We start from the raw sequence: 20,597 nt of genomic DNA, 5'->3' as shown, positions 1-20,597 counted from the left end.
CCTTCAGTAACAATAAAATACCGCGCCAGCCCTTATGGAATATGCGCGGACAGCTATTTAATTAGTAGCAGTCTGAACCAGACCGGACTGGGGATCGGCAGGTTTGGCAACGACTGCAGACGGCAGGGGTTCAAGCAAATTAGGGGCCGGTGAGCGCGCCATCGCGTCCGCCACCACCACCTGCTCGGCATTCATGCAGGCATCGGCCAGGCGTCGGCCCTGCTTTTGGTCCATCAACATGGACTTGTTGGCCAGTTGCAGCCACACGGCGCCGCTGGCCGCGTCTTCCAGGCGGATCGCGCCAGTGCTCGTCAACACGGGCGCCATGTGGAATTTCTGCCGCCCGTGCTCCAGCACAAAGCGGCCTGGCACCGTCTGGTGTGCGGAAACGACTACGTGCGCGCCCAACTCACAAGGCACCGACCCCAGCACTACGCGCTGGGCCACCGCCAAATGTTCAGCCGACAGGGCAAGCTGTGGCTCCGCGGACTGCACCGCTGCAACAGGGGGCAACTGGCGGGCAAGCTTGGCTTTCACCGACGGCTTGCTGCGCTTCGGGAGAGGCTCTGCCGCCTGCGCAGCGCCGCAGCACATGCCTGCTGCCATCAAACCCAAGACCAATGACTTCAACATACAGGACTCCTGCGTCAATGCAAACCGGGTGAAAAATACGAAAGCACGGCGGGTGGCAGCGCACGCCCGGTCTGGTGCGCACGTTCCAGCACCTGCCAGAAATAGCGGTAGCTGGCCCGGTCATGCAGCTTGCCATCCACGGATATCGGCGCCCACTCCGCACGCTGCGCTTCTTGCACGATGTGTGCGGCCAGGGCCACCTCCTCTGCATCGGGCGCAAGGGCCTCCACGATGGGGCGAATCTGGTCCGGGTGGATGCTCCACATGCGGGTGTACCCCAGGGCAAGCGACGCGGTGCATGCTGCGCGCTGCAAGGCGGCTTTATCCTTGAACTCGGTCACCACACAATGGGACGGCACCTTGCCGTAGGCGTGGCAGGCACTGGCAATGTCCACTTTGGCACGCAGCACCAGCGGGTGGTGAAACTGGTCCAGCGTGGAGCTGTCGTCTACCGAGCGAACGCCCATAGCCGACGACGGGATGGCACCGCCATGGCTGGAAACAAAATCCATGAGCCCAAAGCTGATGGACTGCACGCGCGGGTGGCCCGCAATCTCAAAGGCGCGGTGCACGGCAGCGGGCGACTCAATCAGCACATGCAAGGGCAGCCGCGCGACGCCCGACGCCGTGGCCGCATCCATCGCGGCAACGGCCCGATCCACGTCCCATACCGACTCCACCTTGGGCACCATGAGGTAGCTCAGTGAAGCCCCGGCCAGGCCCACGACAGTGTGCACATCGGCCGCAAACTCCGCATGGTCGACCGCATGCACCCGTACCCCGATGCGGCGGCGCAGGCCTCTTGCTATTAAATTAGGAGCTGCTTGCGCAGCATTGGCGAGGGCTACGACCATATTTGCATGGTCATCTTCCCCTCCCACAGGGGCACCATCCTCACAGTCCAGGGTCACATCAAAGACGCACGCCCCGAACTCCTCGGTCATTTCGGCCTGCAGTTGCAGGCTTTTGACCATCCGTGCTTCGACACCGCTGTAGTGGTCGCAGACAGGCAATACACCTGCTGCGCCCTGGGCACCGAGAAGAACGTCGCGGGGGTGTTGAGCCCCCGCGCTTGCCATTGCGTGTGCTGCGCTGCCCGCCAAGGTGGCGGTGCTTGCTTGGGGGAGCCCAGCGCTGCGCACGGTCAGCCCTGCTTTACTTCAGCAGATGGGCAACGCCAGCTTGCTCTTCTTGCAGCTCTTTGAGCGTCACGTTGATGCGCTCTTGCGAGAACGCGTCAACGTCCAGACCTTCGACCAGCTTGTACTCGCCACCTTCACAAGTCACGGCAAAGCCGAACATGGTGTCCTTGGGAATGCCGTACTGGCCATCCGAAGGAATGCCCATCGTGACCCACTTGCCATTGGTGCCCAGGGCCCAATCACGCATGTGGTCGATGGCAGCGTTGGCAGCGGAGGCAGCGGACGACACGCCACGTGCAGCAATGATGGCAGCGCCACGCTTGCCCACGGTGGGCAGGAAGGTGTCTTTGTTCCAGACTTCGTCGTTGATCATGGCCTTCACGCTTTCACCGTTGATGGTGGCGAAGCGGTAGTCGGCGTACATGGTGGGAGAGTGGTTGCCCCACACGGTCATTTTTTCGATATCGGCCACGGCCTTGCCAGTCTTGGCGGCGAGCTGGCTCAGGGCACGGTTATGGTCCAGACGCAGCATGGCGGTGAAGTTTTTGCGTGGCAGGTCGGGCGCACTCTTCATGGCGATGTAGGCGTTGGTGTTGGCGGGGTTGCCCACCACCAGCACCTTCACATTACGGCTGGCCACGGCATTCAGCGCCTTGCCTTGTGCAGTGAAGATTTCGGCGTTCACGGCCAGCAGCTCGGCGCGTTCCATGCCGGGGCCGCGGGGGCGCGAACCGATCAGCAGTGCGTAGTCCACATCCTTGAACGCGGCCAAAGGATCGCTGTGCGCTTCAATACCCACCAGCAGGGGAAATGCGCAGTCTTGCAGCTCCATGATCACGCCTTGCAGGGCTTGCTGGGCTTTCTCAACCGGCACTTCCAGCAGGCTCAGGATGACGGGCTGGTCCTTGCCCAGCATTTCGCCAGAGGCGATGCGGAACAGAATGGCGTATCCAATTTGGCCTGCTGCGCCGGTAACGGCAACGCGGACGGGTTTCTTGCTCATGGTAAAACTCCAGGAAGTGTTGGGAAAACGGCGTGGGACCAGCGCATTTCGCAATCCGTATTGCGCTGCAGAATGCGCGGGAGTTTACCCCCGATTTCTGCGCTGCGTCAATTTGTCTTATGTCTTATATAAGATATGATTGGACATAATTTCGAGACTGACTCGCAGCTGACGCAACCCTTCTCACCATGGCCGCAATTCCCCCCACTTCGAGCGACAACGCGGCCCCCGCAGATGCCGCAACGGGCGCGGTCGGCAGCCCCTCCGTCACCCCGGCATTCAGCCCTCTGTACCAACAGATCAAGGTGCTGATGCTGCAAAGCCTGCAGAGCGGCGAATGGAAGCCCAGCGCCGCCATCCCCAGCGAATTGGAACTGGCCGCCCGCTTCAAGGTCAGCCAGGGTACGGTGCGCAAGGCCATCGACGAACTGGCCGCTGAAAACCTGCTGGTGCGCCGCCAGGGCAAAGGCACCTTTGTGGCCACCCATGCCGAGCACCATGTGCAGTACCGCTTTCTCAAGCTGTTTCCTGACAACGGTGACCCCAATAGCGAAGGCCCGGCCCAGCGCAAAATCATCGATTGCAAACGCCTGCGTGCCTCGGCCGAAGTGGCGCGCGCATTGGCACTTCGCCCGGCCGATGCCGTGCTGCAAGTACGGCGTGTGTTGTCGTTTGCCGGCGTGCCCACGATTCTGGAAGACCTGTGGTTGCCCGGCACCCCTTTCAAAGGGCTGACGGCAGAACGCCTTGCAGGCTACGACGGGCCGATGTACGCCCTGTTTGAAACCGAGTTTGGCGTGCGCATGGTGCGCGCCGAAGAGAAAATTCGCGCCGTACTGCCGGACGCGGACCAATGCAAGCTGCTGCACACAACGGCACAGACGCCGCTACTCAGCGTGGAGCGCACGGCTTATACCTACAACGACACCCCCATGGAGATGCGCCGCGGCCTGTACCTGACCGACACACACTACTATCGAAATGCGCTAAATTGACCCCTCCCACCGTGCAAGACCAATGTCAGATTGGTGCGGTGCAATAGAATTTTGGCTGGCAGCGCCAAAATTACAAACCAGTTACCACCACAAGAAAGCCCATCCATGACTGAGCTCGCCTCCGCAAGTAAACGCCCTCGGCCCGAATTTCGCAACATCAACGCCCTGTCAGATCTGCCCACCTACCGTCTGCCCCCTGCAGGCTGGGTGTCCATCCTGCATCGCATCAGCGGCGCCATCATGTTCATCCTGATGCCTTTCATCATCTGGATGTTCGACACTTCCATTTCCTCGGAAATCTCGTTCGCCAAGTTCACCAGCGTATTCAACGTGGGCGTGGGCTTCGTACCTGGCTGGTTCTTCAAGCTGATCGCCCTGGCCATCATCTGGGCCTATTTGCACCATTTCATCGCGGGCATGCGCCACGTGTGGATGGATGTCAACCACGCAGTAAGCAAAGAGTTCGGGCGCTCTTCAGCGATCGTCACGCTCAGCCTGGGCACAGTCCTCACGCTGGTCTTGGCCGCCAAGCTGTTTGGCCTCTACTAAACAACAAAAAAGGAAATCACAAAATGGCAGTGAATTACGGTTCCAAGCGTGTCGTCGTTGGCGCGCACTATGGCTTGCGGGACTGGTTGGCGCAGCGCGTCACCGCCGTCTTGATGGCTCTCTTCACCCTGCTGGTGCTGGTGCAGGTGCTGTTCACAGCGGGCCCCATTGGTTACGACACATGGGCAGGCATCTTCTCCTCCCAGTGGATGAAGGTTCTGACCTTCTCCGTCATCCTGGCCATGCTCTACCACGTCTGGGTTGGCATCCGCGATATCTGGATGGACTACATCAAACCCGTCTCCATCCGCCTGTCCCTGCAGGTGTTCTCCATTGTCTGGCTCGTCGGCTGCGCCGGCTGGGCCATCCAGGTCCTGTGGCGTCTCTGATCCCCCTTCATAACAGGCAATCCATTCATGTCCTACCAAGTTTCCAAACGCAAATTTGACGTTGTTATCGTCGGCGCCGGTGGCTCCGGCATGCGCGCGTCCCTCCAGCTGGCCCGCGCCGGTCTGAACGTCGCTGTGCTCTCCAAAGTGTTTCCCACCCGCTCGCACACCGTGGCAGCGCAAGGCGGCATCGGTGCCTCCCTGGGCAACATGAACGACGACAACTGGCACTACCACTTCTACGACACCGTCAAGGGTTCCGACTGGCTGGGCGACCAGGACGCCATCGAATTCATGTGCCGTGAAGCGCCCAAGGTCGTCTACGACCTGGAGCACATGGGCATGCCGTTCGACCGCAATCCCGATGGCACGATTTACCAGCGTCCGTTCGGCGGCCACACTGCCAACTATGGCGAAAAAGCCGTAGAACGCGCCTGCGCCGCAGCGGACCGCACCGGCCACGCCATGCTGCACACCCTGTACCAGCAAAACGTCGCAGCCAAGACCAGCTTCTTTGTGGAGTGGATGGCGCTCGACCTGATCCGTGACGCCGAAGGTGATGTGGTCGGCGTAACCGCGCTGGAAATGGAAACCGGCGACATCCACATTCTGGAAGCCAAAACCACGCTGCTGGCCACCGGTGGCGCTGGCCGCATTTTTGCGGCCTCCACCAATGCCTTCATCAACACCGGTGACGGCCTGGGCATGGCGGCACGCGCCGGCATCCCGCTGGAAGACATGGAATTCTGGCAGTTCCACCCCACCGGCGTGGCCGGTGCCGGCGTGCTGCTGACCGAAGGCTGCCGCGGCGAAGGCGCAATTTTGCTCAACAGCAATGGCGAACGTTTCATGGAACGTTATGCGCCCACGCTGAAAGATCTGGCCCCACGTGACTTCGTGTCCCGCTCCATGGACCAGGAAATCAAGGAAGGCCGTGGCTGCGGTCCGAACAAGGACTACGTGCTGCTGAAGTTGGACCACCTGGGTGCCGACACCATCCACAAGCGCCTGCCTTCGGTGTACGAAATCGGCGTCAACTTCGCCAACGTCGATATCACCAAGGAACCCATCCCCGTGGTGCCCACCATCCACTACCAGATGGGCGGCATTCCCACCAACATCAATGGCCAAGTGGTGGTGCAAAACGGCGACGTGCACAACCAGGTGGTCAACGGCCTCTACGCCGTGGGTGAATGTTCCTGCGTATCGGTGCACGGCGCCAACCGCCTGGGTACCAACTCCCTGCTGGACTTGCTGGTGTTTGGCCGCGCGGCCGGCAACCATATCGTCAACTACATCAAAACCAGCAAAGCCCACAAGGAACTGCCCAAGGACGCGGCAGACCGCACCCTGGCGCGCGTTTCCCGTCTGGACAATGCGACCAACGGCGAATACGCCCAGGATGTGGCCAACGACATGCGCGCTTCCATGCAGCAACACGCTGGCGTGTTCCGCACGCAAAAGAGCATGGACGAAGGCGTGGTCAAAATCGCCGCCCTGCGCGAGCGTGTCAACGCCATCAACCTCAAGGACAAGTCCAAGGTGTTCAACACCGCGCGCATCGAAGCGCTGGAAGTCGAGAACCTGATTGAAGCTGCACAGGCCACCATCGTGTCGGCCGCTGCACGCCATGAAAGCCGCGGCGCCCACACCGTGGACGACTACTCAGACAGCGCCGAGCACCCCAACGGCCGCAACGACAAAGAGTGGCACAAGCACACGCTGTGGTACAGCGAAGGCAACCGCCTCTCCTACAAGCCAGTGCAAATGAAACCACTGACCGTAGACTCCGTCGAACTCAAAGTCCGTACGTTCTAAACCGTAGCCCTTCAGCGACTTACAGCGAGATACAGACAATGACCAAACGCACTTTTTCCATCTACCGCTACGATCCGGACAAGGACGCCAAGCCTTACATGCAAGACATCGAGGTTGAACTCGATGGTCATGAGCGCATGCTGCTCGACGCCCTGATGAAGCTCAAGGCGGTGGACCCGACCATCTCCTTCCGCCGCTCCTGCCGCGAAGGTGTGTGTGGCTCCGACGCCATGAACATCAACGGCAAGAACGGCCTGGCCTGCCTGACCAACATGCTGACCTTGCCCGGCAAGATCGTCTTGAAGCCCCTGCCCGGCCTGCCGGTCATCCGCGATCTGATCGTCGACATGACCGACTTCTTCAAGCAGTACAACTCGATCAAGCCCTACCTGATCAACGACACCGTACCGCCCGAGAAAGAACGTCTGCAGTCCCCCGAAGAGCGTGAAGAGCTCAACGGCCTGTACGAATGCATTTTGTGCGCGAGCTGCTCCACCTCCTGCCCCAGCTTCTGGTGGAACCCCGACAAGTTCGTGGGCCCTGCCGGTTTGCTGCAGGCCTACCGCTTCATTGCGGACAGCCGTGACCAGGCCACCGGCGAGCGCCTGGACAATCTGGAAGACCCGTACCGCCTGTTCCGCTGCCACACCATCATGAACTGCGTGGACGTCTGTCCCAAGGGCTTGAACCCCACCAAGGCGATTGGCAAGATCAAGGAAATGATGGTCCTTCGGACCGTCTGACCTTTACCCGGTGAACCGCACGTGAGCGAAGCACTGATTGACGAACGGGCCCTGAGCAAGCTGCAGTGGCGATGCCGCCGTGGCCTGCTGGAGAACGACCTTTTCATTGAGCGCTTCTTCCTGCGCTTCAGCACCACCCTGACGGTGGGCCAGGCTGATGCATTGGGTGCGCTGATGGATCTGAGCGACAACGACTTGTTGGACGTGCACTTGGCACGCAAGTCGCTGGCCCAGGTAGACGCCCAATTGGACCGCGCGGACGTGCACGAAGTTTTAAAAATGTTGAGAGAACCTCTCTGAAAGGCGAAAGATGAAACTAGCTGACAACAAAGCCACCCTGTCGTTCAGTAACGGCAGCCCCAGCGTCGACCTGCCGGTGTACCAAGGCAATGTAGGCCCCGATGTCGTGGACATCCGCAAGCTCTACGCACAAACCGGCATGTTCACCTACGACCCGGGCTTTTTGTCGACTGCATCCTGCCAGTCTGCCATCACCTATATCGATGGCGACAAGGGTGAATTGCTGTACCGCGGTTACCCGATTGAGCAGTTGGCCACCAACTGCGACTTCATGGAAACCTGCCACCTGCTGCTGTACGGCAACCTGCCCAACGCTGCCGGCAAGGCCGACTTCACCAAGCGCGTGACCAACCACACCATGGTCAACGAGCAGATGCAGTTTTTCCTGCGTGGCTTCCGCCGCGATGCCCACCCCATGGCCATCATGACCGGCCTGGTGGGTGCCATGTCGGCCTTCTACCACGACAGCACCGACATCAATAACCCCGAGCACCGCGAAATCTCGGCCATCCGCCTGATTGCCAAGATGCCCACGCTGGTCGCCATGGCCTACAAGTACAGCGCTGGCCAGCCCTTCATGTACCCCAAGAACGACCTGAGCTACGCCGGCAACTTCTTGCACATGATGTTTGCCACCCCGTGCGAAGAGTACAAGGTTAACCCCGTGATCGAACGTGCGCTGGACCGCATCTTCATCCTGCACGCTGACCACGAGCAAAACGCCTCCACCTCCACCGTGCGCCTGTGCGGTTCGTCTGGCACCAACCCATTTGCAGCCATTGCGGCTGGTGTGGCCTGCCTGTGGGGCCCTTCCCACGGTGGCGCCAACGAAGCCTGCCTGAACATGCTGGAAGACATCCAGAAGATGGGTGGCATCAGCAAGGTCGGCGAATTCATGAACCAGGTGAAAGACAAGAGCTCTGGCGTCAAGCTGATGGGCTTTGGCCACCGCGTGTACAAGAACTACGACCCCCGCGCCAAACTCATGCAAGAGACTTGCAAGGAAGTGTTGACCGCCCTGGGCCTGGAAAACGACCCGCTGTTCAAGCTGGCCATGGCCCTGGAAAAGATTGCCCTGGAAGACGACTACTTCGTCCAGCGCAAGCTCTACCCCAACGTGGACTTCTACTCCGGCATCGTGCAGCGCGCCATCGGCATCCCCGTGAGCCTGTTCACCGCCATCTTCGCGCTGGCCCGCACCGTGGGCTGGATCGCCCAGTTGAACGAGATGATTGGCGACCCCGAGTACAAGATCGGCCGTCCCCGTCAGCTCTTCACCGGCTCGGTGAAGCGCGACGTGCAGCCTATTGGCCAACGTTGATTGCTGGCAGCCCTGACGGCTGCCCAAGACATCAACCCCGCCGCCATCCCTGGCAGCGGGGTTTTTTTATGCCAAATAGGCCCCTAGCCCTTGTGGAATATGCGCAAGCAGCTACTTTTTTAATAGCAAATTCGCCATAACACGCCCCGACACAAGACATCGCAAAGCACGATGTCAAAGCTGCCATTTACGTAAGAAAATATACCAATTACATCGCAAATGGCGATGCCACCTAACCCATGCCCCCCTCAAGCCCCAACCTTGCCCGCCGTCTGGACCTGACATCGCTCCAGCTGTTTGTGGCTGTCTGCGAGCTGGGCAGCATTGGCAAGGCAGCGGAGCGGGAGTTCATTGCGCCCTCCGCGCTGAGCAAACGGCTCAGTGACCTCGAAGCTGCACTGGGCACAGCGCTCCTGCACCGGCATTCCCGCGGCGTACACCTCACGCCCGCCGGGCAAAACCTGTTGCACCATGCACGCAGCGTGCTGTTCAGCCTGGAGCGCATGCAAACCGAGCTGGCCGAATACGCCAACGGCGCGCGCGGCCAGGTGCGGGTGCATGCCAGCATTTCGGCCACCGTGCAGTTTCTGCCCGAAGACCTGGGCGCCTTCGTGCGTGCGCACCAGGGCATCAAGATTGACCTGGAAGAGCATCTGAGCAGCGAAGTGATTCGCGCTGTGCAGGAGGGGGCGGCCGACTTTGGGGTGTGCAACACAGCGGATGGCGTGGGTGAGTTGCAGACCCTGCCCTACCGGCAGGACCAGCTCGTACTCATCGTGCCCACCGGCCATGTGCTGGCGGCGCAAAACACCGTCGCGTTTGCAGACACCCTGGCCTTTGACCATGTTGGCCTGCACTCCAACAGCTCCATCTACGTTGCCATGCGCCAGGCCGCGGCCGCACTGGGCCAGAGCATCAAGCTGCGCATTCAGGTGACAGGGCTGGATGCCATGGGCCGCATGATCCACAACGGCCTGGGCGTCGGCGTGATGCCACTGCGCGCGTTCATGCTGATGCACAGCACGGGTGAGCTCACCGCCGTGCCCTTGGGTGATGCTTGGGCAAACCGCCGTATCGAGCTGCTGGCCCGCGACTTCTCCACCCTGCCGCGCACCGCACGCCTGCTGGTAGACCACCTCACCGCCATGACGCCGCAAGGGGTCAAGGCCACCTAAAATTGAAGTTCTGAAGGAAGACCTATGACCACCGTGGCACGCACGCTGTACGACAAACTTTGGGACGACCACGTCGTCCACACCGAAGAGGACGGCACGTCCATCCTCTATATCGACCGCCACCTGGTCCACGAAGTGACCAGCCCCCAGGCCTTTGAAGGCCTGCGTGTCGCCAACCGCAAGGTCTGGCGCGTCAGCTCTATCGTGGCCACGGCCGACCACAACACCCCCACCACCGGCTGGGAGCTCGGCTACGACGGCATCACCGATCCCACCAGCAAAGAGCAGGTGACCACGCTGGATGCCAACATCAAGGAATTCGGCTCAGCCGCCTTCTTCCCCTTCCTGTCCAAACGCCAGGGCATCGTGCACGTCATCGGGCCTGAAAACGGCGCCACCCTGCCCGGCATGACGGTGGTCTGCGGTGACTCGCATACGTCTACGCACGGCGCCTTTGGTGCGCTGGCCCATGGCATCGGCACCAGCGAAGTCGAGCATGTGATGGCGACACAAACGCTGCTGGCCAAAAAAGCCAAGAACATGCTGGTCAAAGTCGATGGCACGGTTGCCCAGGGCATTACCGCCAAAGATATTGTGCTGGCCATCATCGGCAAGATCGGTACCGCAGGCGGCACCGGTTACACCATCGAATTCGGCGGCGCTGCCATCCGTGCCCTGAGCATGGAAGGCCGTATGACGGTCTGCAACATGGCCATCGAGGCAGGCGCACGCGCTGGCCTGGTGGCCGTGGACGACAAGACGATTGATTACGTCAAGGGCCGCCCCCTGGCCCCCGGCGCCAACGCCGCCAGCCCCGAGGCTGCGGCCGTGGAATGGGACCAGGCCGTGGCATTCTGGAAGACGCTGCATTCCGATGCTGGCGCGCATTTCGACACGGTCGTTGAATTGGATGCCAGCCAGATCGTGCCCCAAGTCACCTGGGGCACTTCGCCCGAAATGGTGCTGGGCATTGATGCCCGCGTGCCCGATCCCGACAAGGAAAAAGACGCCAACAAGCGCGGCGCCATCGAACGCGCCTTGACCTACATGGGTTTGGAACCCGGCAAGGCATTGGACGACCTGTTTGTCGACAAGGTGTTCATTGGCTCCTGCACCAACAGCCGCATCGAAGACATGCGCGAAGCCGCAGCGGTGGTGAAGCGGCTGGGCCAAAAAGTGGCCAAAAACATCAAGCTGGCCATGGTGGTGCCCGGCTCCGGCCTGGTCAAAGACCAGGCGGAGCGCGAAGGCCTGCATGAGATTTTCAAGGCTGCCGGTTTTGAGTGGCGCGAACCTGGTTGCTCCATGTGCCTGGCGATGAACGCAGACCGCCTGGAACCTGGCGAGCGCTGTGCCTCCACCAGCAACCGCAACTTCGAAGGCCGCCAGGGAGCCGGAGGACGTACCCACCTGGTGAGCCCAGCCATGGCGGCTGCAGCGGCCATCCACGGCCACTTCGTCGACATTCGCAAATTCTCCTGACCTTCTTCACGAGGAATCCATCATGAAAACCATTGTTTACGCTGTGTGCGCATCGGCCCTGTTGTTGCTGACCGCCTGCAATACCGTCAAAGGCATGGGCCAGGACATCCAGAAGGCCGGCGAAAAAATTGAAGGGGCAGCCAAAAAATGAACAAATTCACCCTCCACAAGGGCCTGGTTGCGCCCATGGACCGCGAGAACGTGGACACGGATGCCATCATCCCCAAGCAATTCCTCAAGTCCATCCGCAAGACCGGCTTTGGCCAAAACCTGTTTGACGAATGGCGCTACCTGGACGCCGGCTTTCCCGGCCAGGACCCCACCAGCCGCAGACCCAACCCCGACTTTGTGCTGAACCAGCCGCGCTACGCGGGCGCCTCCATCCTGCTGGCGCGCAAGAACTTCGGCTGCGGCTCCAGCCGCGAACACGCGCCGTGGGCGATTGACCAATACGGCTTTCGCGCCATCATCGCGCCCAGCTACGCCGATATCTTTTTCAACAACTGCTTCAAGAATGGCCTGCTGCCCATCGTGCTGAACGAAGCGCTGGTGGACCAGTTGTTCAATGAAGCACTGGCTTTCCCGGGCTACCAGCTCACCATCGACCTGGAGCGCCAGGTGATCGTCAAGCCCCAGGGCGAAGAGATTGCCTTTGACGTACAGGCCTTCCGCAAATACTGCCTGCTCAACGGCTTCGACGACATTGGTCTGACCTTGCGCCACGCCGACAAGATCAAAGCCTTCGAAGCCCAACGTTTGGCACAAAAACCTTGGCTAGCCCGCACCATGACTGCGTGAGCAGCTATCAATAGTGAAGCATTTTGGGGCCACCCACTCGCGCAGCGACGTGCGCTGACCCTGACGAAGAAAGAAAGTAATTTATGAAGATCGCAGTATTGCCGGGTGACGGCATTGGTACCGAAATCGTGGCCGAAGCCGTGAAGGTGCTCAAGGCCCTGGACCTCCCGCTGGAAATGGAAACCGCACTGGTTGGCGGCGTGGCCTACGACGCCCATGGCCACCCCCTGCCCGAAGCCACCCTGAAGCTGGCCAAAGAAGCCGACGCGGTGCTGTTCGGCGCCGTGGGCGACTGGAAGTACGACAAGCTGGAGCGCCAGTTCCGCCCCGAGCAGGCCATTCTGGGTCTGCGCAAGAACCTGGGCCTGTTCGCCAACTTCCGCCCCGCCATCTGCTACGAGCAACTGGTCGGTGCCTCCAGCCTCAAGCCCGAGCTAATTGCGGGCCTGGACATCCTCATCATCCGTGAGCTGACGGGCGACATCTACTTTGGCCAGCCGCGTGGCCGCCGCATCGCCACCGATGGCCACTTCCCCGGTGCGGAAGAAGCCTTCGACACCATGCGCTACAGCCGCCCCGAGATCGAGCGCATTGCGCACGTGGCCTTCCAGGCCGCCCAGAAGCGCAGCAAGCGCGTGACCAGCGTGGACAAGAACAACGTGCTGGAAACCTCGCAACTGTGGAAAGACGTGATGGTCGAAGTGGGCCAGCAGTACCCCGACGTGGAACTGGACCACATGCTGGTGGACAACGCCGCCATGCAACTGGTCAAGGCCCCCAAGAAGTTCGACGTGCTGGTCACCGGCAATATGTTTGGCGACATCCTGTCCGACGAAGCGTCCATGCTGACCGGCTCCATCGGCATGCTGCCCTCGGCCAGCCTGAACAGCGCCAACCAGGGCCTGTATGAGCCCAGCCACGGCAGCGCGCCCGATATCGCCGGCAAAGGCATTGCCAACCCGCTCGCCACCATCCTCTCGGCGGCCATGATGCTGCGCTTCAGTTTGAACCAGGAAGCGGCAGCCCAGCGTATTGAAGCAGCGGTGCAAAAAGTACTGGCACAGGGCTACCGCACTGCCGACATCTACAGCGAAGGCAGCTCCCGCGTCAGCACCAAAGAAATGGGCGATGCCGTGGTGAAGGCTCTGGGATAAGACACAGGTGCAGGGCTAACACCACGTTGTTGCCCTGCCACCCTCAAAAACCATTTCAGTCCGCGCGGAGCAAAAAATTCTGGTTTTGGGGCTACAATCCTCCCATGTTTGCCGCCAGCCCCTTCTCCTCGAACATTGCTTTTGCCACCCAGGCGAGCAAGGCCGCGCGCGCAACCATCTCCAAAACCACGACCATTAAAGGCTGATCCAGCCCGGTTCGTCGTGCGCCCTCCCGGCCAGACGAGCCGGGCAAACAGCCAGCGTGGCACTGTTTGTTAACTTTGAAAGGGCGTTGATATGAGCAAGTTGGTAGGTTTGGTCGGCTGGCGCGGCATGGTCGGCTCGGTGTTGATGGACCGTATGGAGCAGGAAAAGGATTTCGACCTGATCGAGCCCCTGTTCTTCTCCACCTCCAACGCAGGCGGCAAAGCCCCCGCGTGGGCCAAAAACGAAACCACGCTGCAAGACGCCTTCAATATCAACGCGCTCAAGCGCTGCGACATCATCATCACTGCTCAGGGCGGCGACTACACCAGCGAGGTGTTCCCCAAGTTGCGCGCCGCGGGCTGGAATGGCCACTGGATCGACGCGGCCTCCACCCTGCGCATGGAAGAAGACGCGGTCATCATCCTGGACCCTGTCAACATGCCCGTCATTCAAGACGCATTGACCAAGGGCGGCAAGAACTGGGTAGGCGGCAACTGCACCGTGAGCTGCATGTTGATGGGCGTAGGCGCGTTGTACAAGGCCGGTCTGGTCGAGTGGATGAGTACCCAGACTTACCAGGCCGCATCTGGTGGCGGTGCGCAGCACATGCGCGAGCTGCTGACCCAGTACGGCACCCTGAACGCCGAAGTCAAAGCCCTGCTGGACGACCCCAAGAGCGCGATTCTGGAAATTGACCGCAAGGTCATCGCCAAGCAGCGCGCCCTGACCGGCGCCGAAACTGCCAACTTTGGTGCGCCCCTGGGCGGCTCGTTGATCCCCTGGATCGACAAGGACCTGGGCAACGGCATGTCGAAGGAAGAATGGAAGGGCATGGCCGAAACCAACAAGATCCTGGGAATGGGCGAAGGCTTCGGCTCGTCCGCCATCCCTGTGGACGGCTTCTGCGTGCGCGTGGGCGCCATGCGCTGCCACAGCCAGGCGCTGACCTTCAAGCTGAAGAAAGACGTCCCCGTGGCAGACATCGAAGCCATGATCGCCGCCGACAACCAGTGGGTCAAAGTGGTCCCCAACACCCGCGAAGCCACCATCCAGGACCTGACACCTGTAGCGGTCACTGGCACCATGACCATCCCGGTCGGTCGCATCCGCAAGCTGGCCATGGGCCCGGAATACGTCGGTGCCTTCACCATCGGCGACCAGTTGTTGTGGGGCGCTGCGGAGCCTTTGCGCCGCATGTTGCGCATCCTCTTGGACGCGTAACACCCCGTTACAGCTCGTTGTCGACAGGCAACACAAACCTCCGTGGCGGACAGCGAAGTCGCCCGGCTTTCAAAGTTAAAACGTTTCTTAGCTTGTCAGGCTAATACATTGATGCTATTGTACTTTTTACGTTTTGAGAGTCGGGCTGCTTCGCCTGAAAACGGATAAGTAAATTGCCGCTCGACCGAGCACCGGAGGCTAATAAATTGATTGCTAAGTCACATCGTTGGCAAAAGACCGCTCTGGCGGCTGCAGCCGTTGCGCTACTCGGCTTGTCGGGAACCGGGGCCCATGCGCTTTCGCTCGGTCGCCTCACGGTTCAGTCAGCGCTGGGCGAGCCTTTGCGTGCCGAAATCGACATCCCCGAAATCACCGCCGAAGAGGCCGCATCGCTCAAAGCGGGCGTAGCTTTGCCGGATGCTTTCGTCGCAGCAGGATTGGATTACAGCCCGGCCATGTCAAGCCTGCAGGCCACCTTGCAACGCCGTTCCGATGGCCGTGCTTACCTGCGACTGAGCAGCGAGCGAACCATCAACGATCCTTTTGTGGACCTGATTCTGGAAGCCACTTGGTCGCAAGGCCGCATCGTGCGCGACTACACCCTGCTCTTTGACCCACCTGCACTGCGCAAAACCCCTGCCGCCCCCACGCTAGCGCAGGTGCCCACGGCGCCTGTGGTCACCGCACTGCCCAAAGCCACTGCGACCACACCGGCAGCCACAAGTACCGAATCCGCCCGCACCACCAGTCCGGCAAAAACTGCGCCCCCAAAAACGGCCGCACCTGCTACACCGCCGCCGATGGACGCCAGTGGCGATTCTGTGACCGTGAAGAAAGGCGACACAGCCAGCAAAATTGCAAACAGCATCAAGCCAGCAGACGTCTCGCTGGACCAAATGTTGGTGGCCTTGCTGCGGAGCAATCCCGATGCATTTGTCAATGACAACCTGAATCGCATTCGTGCGGGCGCAGTTCTCAACATTCCCAAGGCAGAACTGGCGCAAAGCGTGTCACCGGCAGAGGCCTCCAAGCTGGTGGTCGCACAAAGCAAGGATTTCAACGACTTCCGCCGCAATTTGGCAGCCAACGCACCAACAGCGGCAGTAGCTGCAGCAGACCGCAAAGCCAGTGGCGCGGTAGAAGCAAAAGTGGAAGACAAAAAGCCCGCCAGCCCTACCCCCGACAAGCTCACGCTGTCCAAGGGCTCTGTGCAAGGCAAGGCCAATGACGCACAAATTGCCAAAGACCGCGAAGCCCAAGAAGCGGCAACGCGGGCGGCCGAGATTTCCAAGAACATCAGCGAATTGAGCAAAATTGGCGCAGCGGCAGCCCCGGCAGTGGGCAGTTCCGCACCCGCACCCGCGCCTGCATCCCCAGCACCGGCCGTGGCCGTGGCGGGACTCCCCGCTCCGGCGGCCTCTTCACCTGCGGCAATTGCCGCCGCCTCGGCCCCCGTGGCGCCACCCGTCGCCGAAGCTGCGTCTGCCCCACAAGCCACAGCGTCCGCACCGGTTAAGCCCAAGGCAGCGGTGCCTTTGCCCGTTCCTGAAGAGCCGGCCTTGCTCGACGAGTTGCTCGCTGACCCGCTGGTTCCGGCCGGAGCAGCTGGCCTGATTGCTTTGCTGGGTGGTTACGCTGCCTACCGCATTCGCCAGCGCAAGAAAAACTCGGCCCAGGTTGACAGTGCTTTTCTCGAAAGCCGTTTGCAGCCGGACTCCTTTTTTGGCGCCAGCGGTGGACAGCGTGTCGATACTAACCAAAACGACCCCTCCAGCGCCTCCTCCATGGTGTATTCCGCCAGCCAACTGGATGCCGCGGACGACGTCGACCCAGTGGCCGAAGCCGATGTGTACCTGGCCTATGGCCGCGACCTGCAAGCGGAAGAAATTCTCAAGGAAGCTGTCCGGACCAACCCTGGGCGCTTGGCCATCCACACCAAGCTGCTTGAGATTTTCAGCAAGCGCCGCGACACGCGCAGCTTTGAAAGCACCGCGGCCCAAGCCTACAAACTCACCGGCGCCAACAGCCCGGACTGGACCCGCATTTGCGAAATGGGCTTGGCAATTGACCCGAGCAATCCGCTGTACCAGCCAGGCGGTGCCCCCGCTTCGGCAGGAGGCACACCAGCTGCTGCTGCAAGCAACTCCAGTTTTGGCAACAGCACCATCCCCCAGTCAGCCCACGCAGCATTGAGCGATGCAGGGACACCAGGCGTGGACTTGGATTTGGACCTTGACTTCTCCTTGGACGATGAACCCGCACCCAGCGCCATCAGTGATGTGACGGGTGGAACCATGGTAGCGCCCGCCGACAGAACCGTCAAAATGGAAACGCCGGCGCAGGACAATGCCTTGGACATGGACTTTGACCTGCCTGACGCGTCGGCATATGTGGCCGCACCAGCGCCCGTAGCATCCATGCCAGAGATTTCCTTGTCGCTGGACGATTTGGAAACACCCATGCCCGACGATCTGTCGCAGGGACTCAAGTTTGAAGCCACCGGCCCTGTCCCTGTGGCCCCCCAGGCAAGCCCTACGCAAACCGCAGACACAGGACTGATGGAGTTCGATCTGGGTTCCCTGTCGCTGGACCTGGAATCCTCGGCGGATGGCCCCACAGAAGCACCAGATACCGTGGGTGAAGACCCCTTGGAAACCAAGCTGGCGTTGGCCGAAGAATTCATCTCCATTGGGGATGAAGACGGGGCCCGTGCACTGATTGAAGAAGTGGTATCGGAAGCCAGCGGCGACATGCGCGCCAAAGCCCAACGTGCCCTGGCCAAACTGAGCTAAGCCCCTGCGGGGTTTGGCGCATCGCAGGATCCAGAGCTTGTGCGGATTGCGTTAGGCGTTAGCTACAACGGTGGGGCCTACCAAGGCTGGCAAAGCCAGTCATCGGGCCTCACCATCCAAGACAAACTGGAGGCCGCGCTGGGCAAGTTCACTGCCCAGCGCGTGTCTACCTTGTGCGCCGGCCGCACCGATGCAGGCGTGCACGGCCTGATGCAGGTGGTGCACTTTGACACCGCCCTGGACCGCGACACTTACGCTTGGGTGCGTGGGACCAACGCCAACTTGCCACGTGACATTGCGGTGCAATGGGCCGTCAAAACCACCGATGCCTTCCATTGCCGCGCCTCGGCGCTGTCACGGCGCTATGCTTATGTGTTGCTTGAATCCCAGATACGGCCCAGCGTAGAGTACGGCCGTGTGGGCTGGACGTTTGGCAGCCTGGATTTGGACGCCATGCGCCAGGCTGCCAACACCCTGCTCGGAGAACACGACTTCACCTCCTTCCGCGCCTCGCAATGCCAGGCGCTGACGCCGGTAAAGAATGTCCTGGACATCAGCCTGAACAAGCGCGGGGCCTACTGGCGCATCGAGTTTGAAGCCAACGCATTCCTGCATCACATGATCCGCAACATCATGGGATGCCTGGTGCAGATTGGCCAGGGCAAAAAGCCGCCGGAATGGATGGCTGAAGTGCTGGCCGCACGCGACCGCCGCGCCGCCGCCCCCACGTTTTCGCCTGACGGCCTGTACTTCCTGGGCCCGCGCTACGACGCGAAGTGGGGCATGCCGGAGCGCACAGCTGCGTATGATGCGTTGCCATGAGCACGCCTGACATCCACGCTACACGCACCCGTATCAAAATCTGCGGTCTGACCCGCGAGCAGGACGTGGACGCTGCCGTTGCGGCGGGCGCTGACGCGATCGGTTTTGTGCTGTACCCCAAGAGCCCGCGCGCGGTAAGCCCGCAGCGTGCCGCTGAATTGGCCAAACGCCTGCCTCCGTTCATCACCCCCGTACTGCTCTTCGTCAATGCAAGCGCTATAGAAATAGGAGCTGCTTGCGCAATAGTGGCGGGGGCTACAGCCCAATTTCATGGTGATGAAAGCCTAGCAGACTGCCTGGCCGCAACTGGCAATGGGGCCCGCCCCTTTCTGCGCGCAGCGCGTATTCCGCTGGGGGATGACGCGGCCCGCTTCGACCTCGTACAATTTGCACAAGACTTTTCAAAAGCCCAGGCCATTTTGCTGGACGCCCATGTGGACGGCTACGGTGGTGGGGGCAAAACATTCAATTGGTCACTTCTTCCTCCAAGCGTCAACGCTCACCTCGTCTTGAGTGGTGGACTCACCAGTGCAAACGTGGGCGATGGCATCACGTCGATACGGCCGCGCTGTAAATCGCTGGCTGTGGACGTGAGCTCCGGCGTGGAAGCCGTCGACGCTCAGGGCAAGCCTCGCAAAGGCATCAAAGACCCCGCGAAGATTTTCCAATTCGTTGCCGCCGTGCGCGCAGCGGATCAGCAATCCTAAAAATCCAACCGTTCAGGCTGGGCTATTGAAGCCCGGCAATCCCTTCGACAGGCTCAGGGCGAACGGTTCTTGTGAGAATTTGAACCATGTACGACTACCAACAACCCGACGCCAAAGGCCACTTTGGCAAATACGGTGGCAGCTTTGTCTCTGAGACCTTGACGCACGCCATCAATGAGCTCAAGGACGCTTACGCCAAATACCAGCATGACCCCGAGTTCCTAGCGGAATTCCAGTCCGAGCTGGCGCACTTCGTCGGTCGCCCCTCTCCCGTGTACCACGCAGCCCGCATGAGCCGCGAAATGGGTGGTGCACAAATCTTCCTGAAACGCGAAGACCTGAACCACACCGGCGCCCACAAGATCAACAACACCATCGGCCAGGCCATGCTCGCCAAGCGCATGGGCAAGCCCCGCGTAATTGCCGAAACCGGCGCTGGCCAACATGGTGTGGCCACCGCCACCATCTGTGCCCGCTACGGACTGGAATGTGTGGTCTACATGGGCAGCGAGGACGTGAAGCGCCAAAGCCCCAACGTTTACCGCATGAAACTGCTGGGTGCCACCGTCGTGCCCGTCACCAGCGGCAGCAAGACCCTGAAAGACGCGCTGAACGAAGCCATGCGCGACTGGGTCGCCAACGTGGACAACACCTTCTACATCATCGGTACCGTGGCGGGCCCGCACCCCTACCCCATGATGGTCCGCGACTTCCAGAGCGTCATCGGCAACGAATGCCTCGTGCAGATGCCCGAGATGCTGGCGGCCGCCGGCTGCAAGACAAAACAACCCGACGCCGTGATTGCCTGCGTGGGCGGTGGCTCCAACGCCATGGGCATCTTCCACCCCTACATCCAGCACGACCAAACCCGCCTCATCGGCGTGGAAGCGGCGGGTGAAGGCCTGGAGAGCGGAAAACACTCGGCCTCCATCCAAAAGGGCAGCCCCGGCGTGTTGCATGGCAACCGCACCTACGTGCTGCAAGATGACAACGGACAGGTCACCGAGACGCACAGCATCAGCGCGGGCCTGGACTACCCCGGCGTGGGCCCCGAGCACGCATTCCTGGCCGACATCGGCCGCGCCGAGTATGTCGGCATTACCGACAAGGAGGCGCTGGACGCCTTCCACTACCTGTGCCGCACCGAGGGCATCATCCCGGCGCTGGAATCCAGCCACGCCGTGGCCTATGGCATGAAGCTGGCCAAGACGATGCGCCCGGATCAGTCGGTTCTCGTCAACCTCTCCGGCCGCGGTGACAAGGACATTGGCACGGTGGCCGACCTGTCCGGTGACGATGTGTACGACCGCCCTTCGATGCGCGGCCATGTGGTGAAGGGAGCCTGA

General features: G+C 61.0%; 20 protein-coding genes. 17 read left to right on the top strand and 3 right to left on the bottom strand.

Features of this window, described 5'->3' with window-relative positions:
- Positions 1-57 precede the first annotated feature (57 nt).
- From AC3WS7_RS13400 to AC3WS7_RS13390, 3 genes are all read right to left on the bottom strand, one after another.
- Entirely contained in the window at positions 58-633 is a 576-nt protein-coding gene (locus AC3WS7_RS13400) for a hypothetical protein (protein WP_492656702.1), read from the bottom strand.
- 14 nt (positions 634-647) lie between these two features.
- Entirely contained in the window at positions 648-1,712 is a 1,065-nt protein-coding gene (locus tag AC3WS7_RS13395) for an HpcH/HpaI aldolase/citrate lyase family protein (protein ID WP_492656845.1), read from the bottom strand.
- Positions 1,713-1,788: 76 nt separating this feature from the next.
- Positions 1,789-2,778, bottom strand: coding sequence for a malate dehydrogenase (locus AC3WS7_RS13390; RefSeq protein WP_296470425.1), 990 nt, complete (start codon positions 2,776-2,778; stop codon positions 1,789-1,791).
- 188 nt (positions 2,779-2,966) lie between these two features.
- Between AC3WS7_RS13390 and AC3WS7_RS13385 the strand changes: the two genes are divergently transcribed.
- The 17 genes from AC3WS7_RS13385 to trpB all read left to right on the top strand — a co-directional run bounded on the left by AC3WS7_RS13385 (position 2,967) and on the right by trpB (position 20,597).
- Positions 2,967-3,773 (top strand): GntR family transcriptional regulator, encoded by an 807-nt coding sequence (locus tag AC3WS7_RS13385; protein ID WP_492656701.1) that lies wholly within the window; start codon positions 2,967-2,969, stop codon positions 3,771-3,773.
- Between the two features lie 105 nt (positions 3,774-3,878).
- Positions 3,879-4,322 (top strand): succinate dehydrogenase, cytochrome b556 subunit, encoded by a 444-nt coding sequence (gene sdhC, locus AC3WS7_RS13380; RefSeq protein WP_296470430.1) that lies wholly within the window; start codon positions 3,879-3,881, stop codon positions 4,320-4,322.
- Positions 4,323-4,345: 23 nt separating this feature from the next.
- Entirely contained in the window at positions 4,346-4,711 is a 366-nt protein-coding gene (gene sdhD, locus AC3WS7_RS13375) for a succinate dehydrogenase, hydrophobic membrane anchor protein (RefSeq protein ID WP_296470433.1), read from the top strand.
- 27 nt (positions 4,712-4,738) lie between these two features.
- Positions 4,739-6,529: a succinate dehydrogenase flavoprotein subunit gene (gene sdhA / locus AC3WS7_RS13370; protein WP_296470434.1), complete on the top strand. Its 1,791-nt coding sequence runs from the start codon at positions 4,739-4,741 to the stop codon at positions 6,527-6,529.
- 38 nt (positions 6,530-6,567) lie between these two features.
- On the top strand, positions 6,568-7,272 hold the full coding sequence (locus AC3WS7_RS13365; RefSeq protein ID WP_310341583.1) for a succinate dehydrogenase iron-sulfur subunit: 705 nt from the start codon (positions 6,568-6,570) through the stop codon (positions 7,270-7,272).
- 21 nt (positions 7,273-7,293) lie between these two features.
- The gene (locus AC3WS7_RS13360; protein ID WP_492656700.1) at positions 7,294-7,572 is read left to right on the top strand and encodes an FAD assembly factor SdhE; all 279 of its coding nucleotides are present in this window, start codon (positions 7,294-7,296) and stop codon (positions 7,570-7,572) included.
- A 10-nt stretch (positions 7,573-7,582) separates the two neighbouring features.
- Entirely contained in the window at positions 7,583-8,893 is a 1,311-nt protein-coding gene (gene gltA / locus AC3WS7_RS13355; RefSeq protein ID WP_296470437.1) for a citrate synthase, read from the top strand.
- Positions 8,894-9,132: 239 nt separating this feature from the next.
- Complete coding sequence (locus tag AC3WS7_RS13350) at positions 9,133-10,068, top strand: LysR family transcriptional regulator (RefSeq protein WP_296470440.1); 936 nt, start codon at positions 9,133-9,135, stop codon at positions 10,066-10,068.
- 33 nt (positions 10,069-10,101) lie between these two features.
- A complete protein-coding gene (leuC, locus tag AC3WS7_RS13345; RefSeq protein ID WP_296470524.1) occupies positions 10,102-11,550 on the top strand; it encodes a 3-isopropylmalate dehydratase large subunit in 1,449 nt (482 codons plus the stop codon).
- 22 nt (positions 11,551-11,572) lie between these two features.
- Positions 11,573-11,701 (top strand): entericidin A/B family lipoprotein, encoded by a 129-nt coding sequence (locus AC3WS7_RS13340; RefSeq protein WP_094479754.1) that lies wholly within the window; start codon positions 11,573-11,575, stop codon positions 11,699-11,701.
- Positions 11,698-12,348, top strand: coding sequence for a 3-isopropylmalate dehydratase small subunit (leuD, locus tag AC3WS7_RS13335; RefSeq protein WP_492656699.1), 651 nt, complete (start codon positions 11,698-11,700; stop codon positions 12,346-12,348). Before AC3WS7_RS13340 ends, leuD begins: the two co-directional genes overlap by 4 nt.
- An 83-nt stretch (positions 12,349-12,431) precedes the next feature.
- Positions 12,432-13,502 carry a 3-isopropylmalate dehydrogenase gene (gene leuB / locus AC3WS7_RS13330; protein ID WP_492656698.1) on the top strand — a complete coding sequence of 357 codons (1,071 nt, stop codon included), beginning with the start codon at positions 12,432-12,434 and terminating at the stop codon, positions 13,500-13,502.
- A 297-nt stretch (positions 13,503-13,799) separates the two neighbouring features.
- Positions 13,800-14,930, top strand: coding sequence for an aspartate-semialdehyde dehydrogenase (asd, locus tag AC3WS7_RS13325; RefSeq protein ID WP_492656697.1), 1,131 nt, complete (start codon positions 13,800-13,802; stop codon positions 14,928-14,930).
- Positions 14,931-15,103: 173 nt separating this feature from the next.
- The gene (locus AC3WS7_RS13320) at positions 15,104-17,722 is read left to right on the top strand and encodes a motility hub landmark protein FimV (RefSeq protein WP_492656696.1); all 2,619 of its coding nucleotides are present in this window, start codon (positions 15,104-15,106) and stop codon (positions 17,720-17,722) included.
- 39 nt (positions 17,723-17,761) lie between these two features.
- Positions 17,762-18,544, top strand: a complete 783-nt coding sequence (gene truA, locus AC3WS7_RS13315; protein ID WP_492656695.1) for a tRNA pseudouridine(38-40) synthase TruA — start codon at positions 17,762-17,764, stop codon at positions 18,542-18,544.
- On the top strand, positions 18,541-19,251 hold the full coding sequence (locus tag AC3WS7_RS13310; RefSeq protein WP_296470459.1) for a phosphoribosylanthranilate isomerase: 711 nt from the start codon (positions 18,541-18,543) through the stop codon (positions 19,249-19,251). Before truA ends, AC3WS7_RS13310 begins: the two co-directional genes overlap by 4 nt.
- An 86-nt stretch (positions 19,252-19,337) precedes the next feature.
- A complete protein-coding gene (trpB, locus tag AC3WS7_RS13305; RefSeq protein WP_296470462.1) occupies positions 19,338-20,597 on the top strand; it encodes a tryptophan synthase subunit beta in 1,260 nt (419 codons plus the stop codon).

The organism is Rhodoferax sp. EU05-FHT12H12, from assembly GCF_058791215.1.
The sequence above is the reverse complement of the archived record's forward strand: the minus strand, read 5'-3'. Positions and strand labels throughout refer to the sequence as shown.

Coding starts and splice junctions, on each gene's coding strand:
- sdhA (WP_296470434.1), top strand. CDS start 4,739: ATGTCCTACCAAGTTTCCAAACGCAAATTTGACGTTGTTATCGTCGGC.
- asd (WP_492656697.1), top strand. CDS start 13,800: ATGAGCAAGTTGGTAGGTTTGGTCGGCTGGCGCGGCATGGTCGGCTCG.
- sdhC (WP_296470430.1), top strand. CDS start 3,879: ATGACTGAGCTCGCCTCCGCAAGTAAACGCCCTCGGCCCGAATTTCGC.
- AC3WS7_RS13310 (WP_296470459.1), top strand. CDS start 18,541: ATGAGCACGCCTGACATCCACGCTACACGCACCCGTATCAAAATCTGC.
- AC3WS7_RS13390 (WP_296470425.1), bottom strand. CDS start 2,778: ATGAGCAAGAAACCCGTCCGCGTTGCCGTTACCGGCGCAGCAGGCCAA.
- AC3WS7_RS13340 (WP_094479754.1), top strand. CDS start 11,573: ATGAAAACCATTGTTTACGCTGTGTGCGCATCGGCCCTGTTGTTGCTG.
- trpB (WP_296470462.1), top strand. CDS start 19,338: ATGTACGACTACCAACAACCCGACGCCAAAGGCCACTTTGGCAAATAC.
- AC3WS7_RS13395 (WP_492656845.1), bottom strand. CDS start 1,712: ATGGCAAGCGCGGGGGCTCAACACCCCCGCGACGTTCTTCTCGGTGCC.
- AC3WS7_RS13365 (WP_310341583.1), top strand. CDS start 6,568: ATGACCAAACGCACTTTTTCCATCTACCGCTACGATCCGGACAAGGAC.
- gltA (WP_296470437.1), top strand. CDS start 7,583: ATGAAACTAGCTGACAACAAAGCCACCCTGTCGTTCAGTAACGGCAGC.
- AC3WS7_RS13385 (WP_492656701.1), top strand. CDS start 2,967: ATGGCCGCAATTCCCCCCACTTCGAGCGACAACGCGGCCCCCGCAGAT.
- AC3WS7_RS13350 (WP_296470440.1), top strand. CDS start 9,133: ATGCCCCCCTCAAGCCCCAACCTTGCCCGCCGTCTGGACCTGACATCG.
- sdhD (WP_296470433.1), top strand. CDS start 4,346: ATGGCAGTGAATTACGGTTCCAAGCGTGTCGTCGTTGGCGCGCACTAT.
- leuD (WP_492656699.1), top strand. CDS start 11,698: ATGAACAAATTCACCCTCCACAAGGGCCTGGTTGCGCCCATGGACCGC.
- leuB (WP_492656698.1), top strand. CDS start 12,432: ATGAAGATCGCAGTATTGCCGGGTGACGGCATTGGTACCGAAATCGTG.
- AC3WS7_RS13400 (WP_492656702.1), bottom strand. CDS start 633: ATGTTGAAGTCATTGGTCTTGGGTTTGATGGCAGCAGGCATGTGCTGC.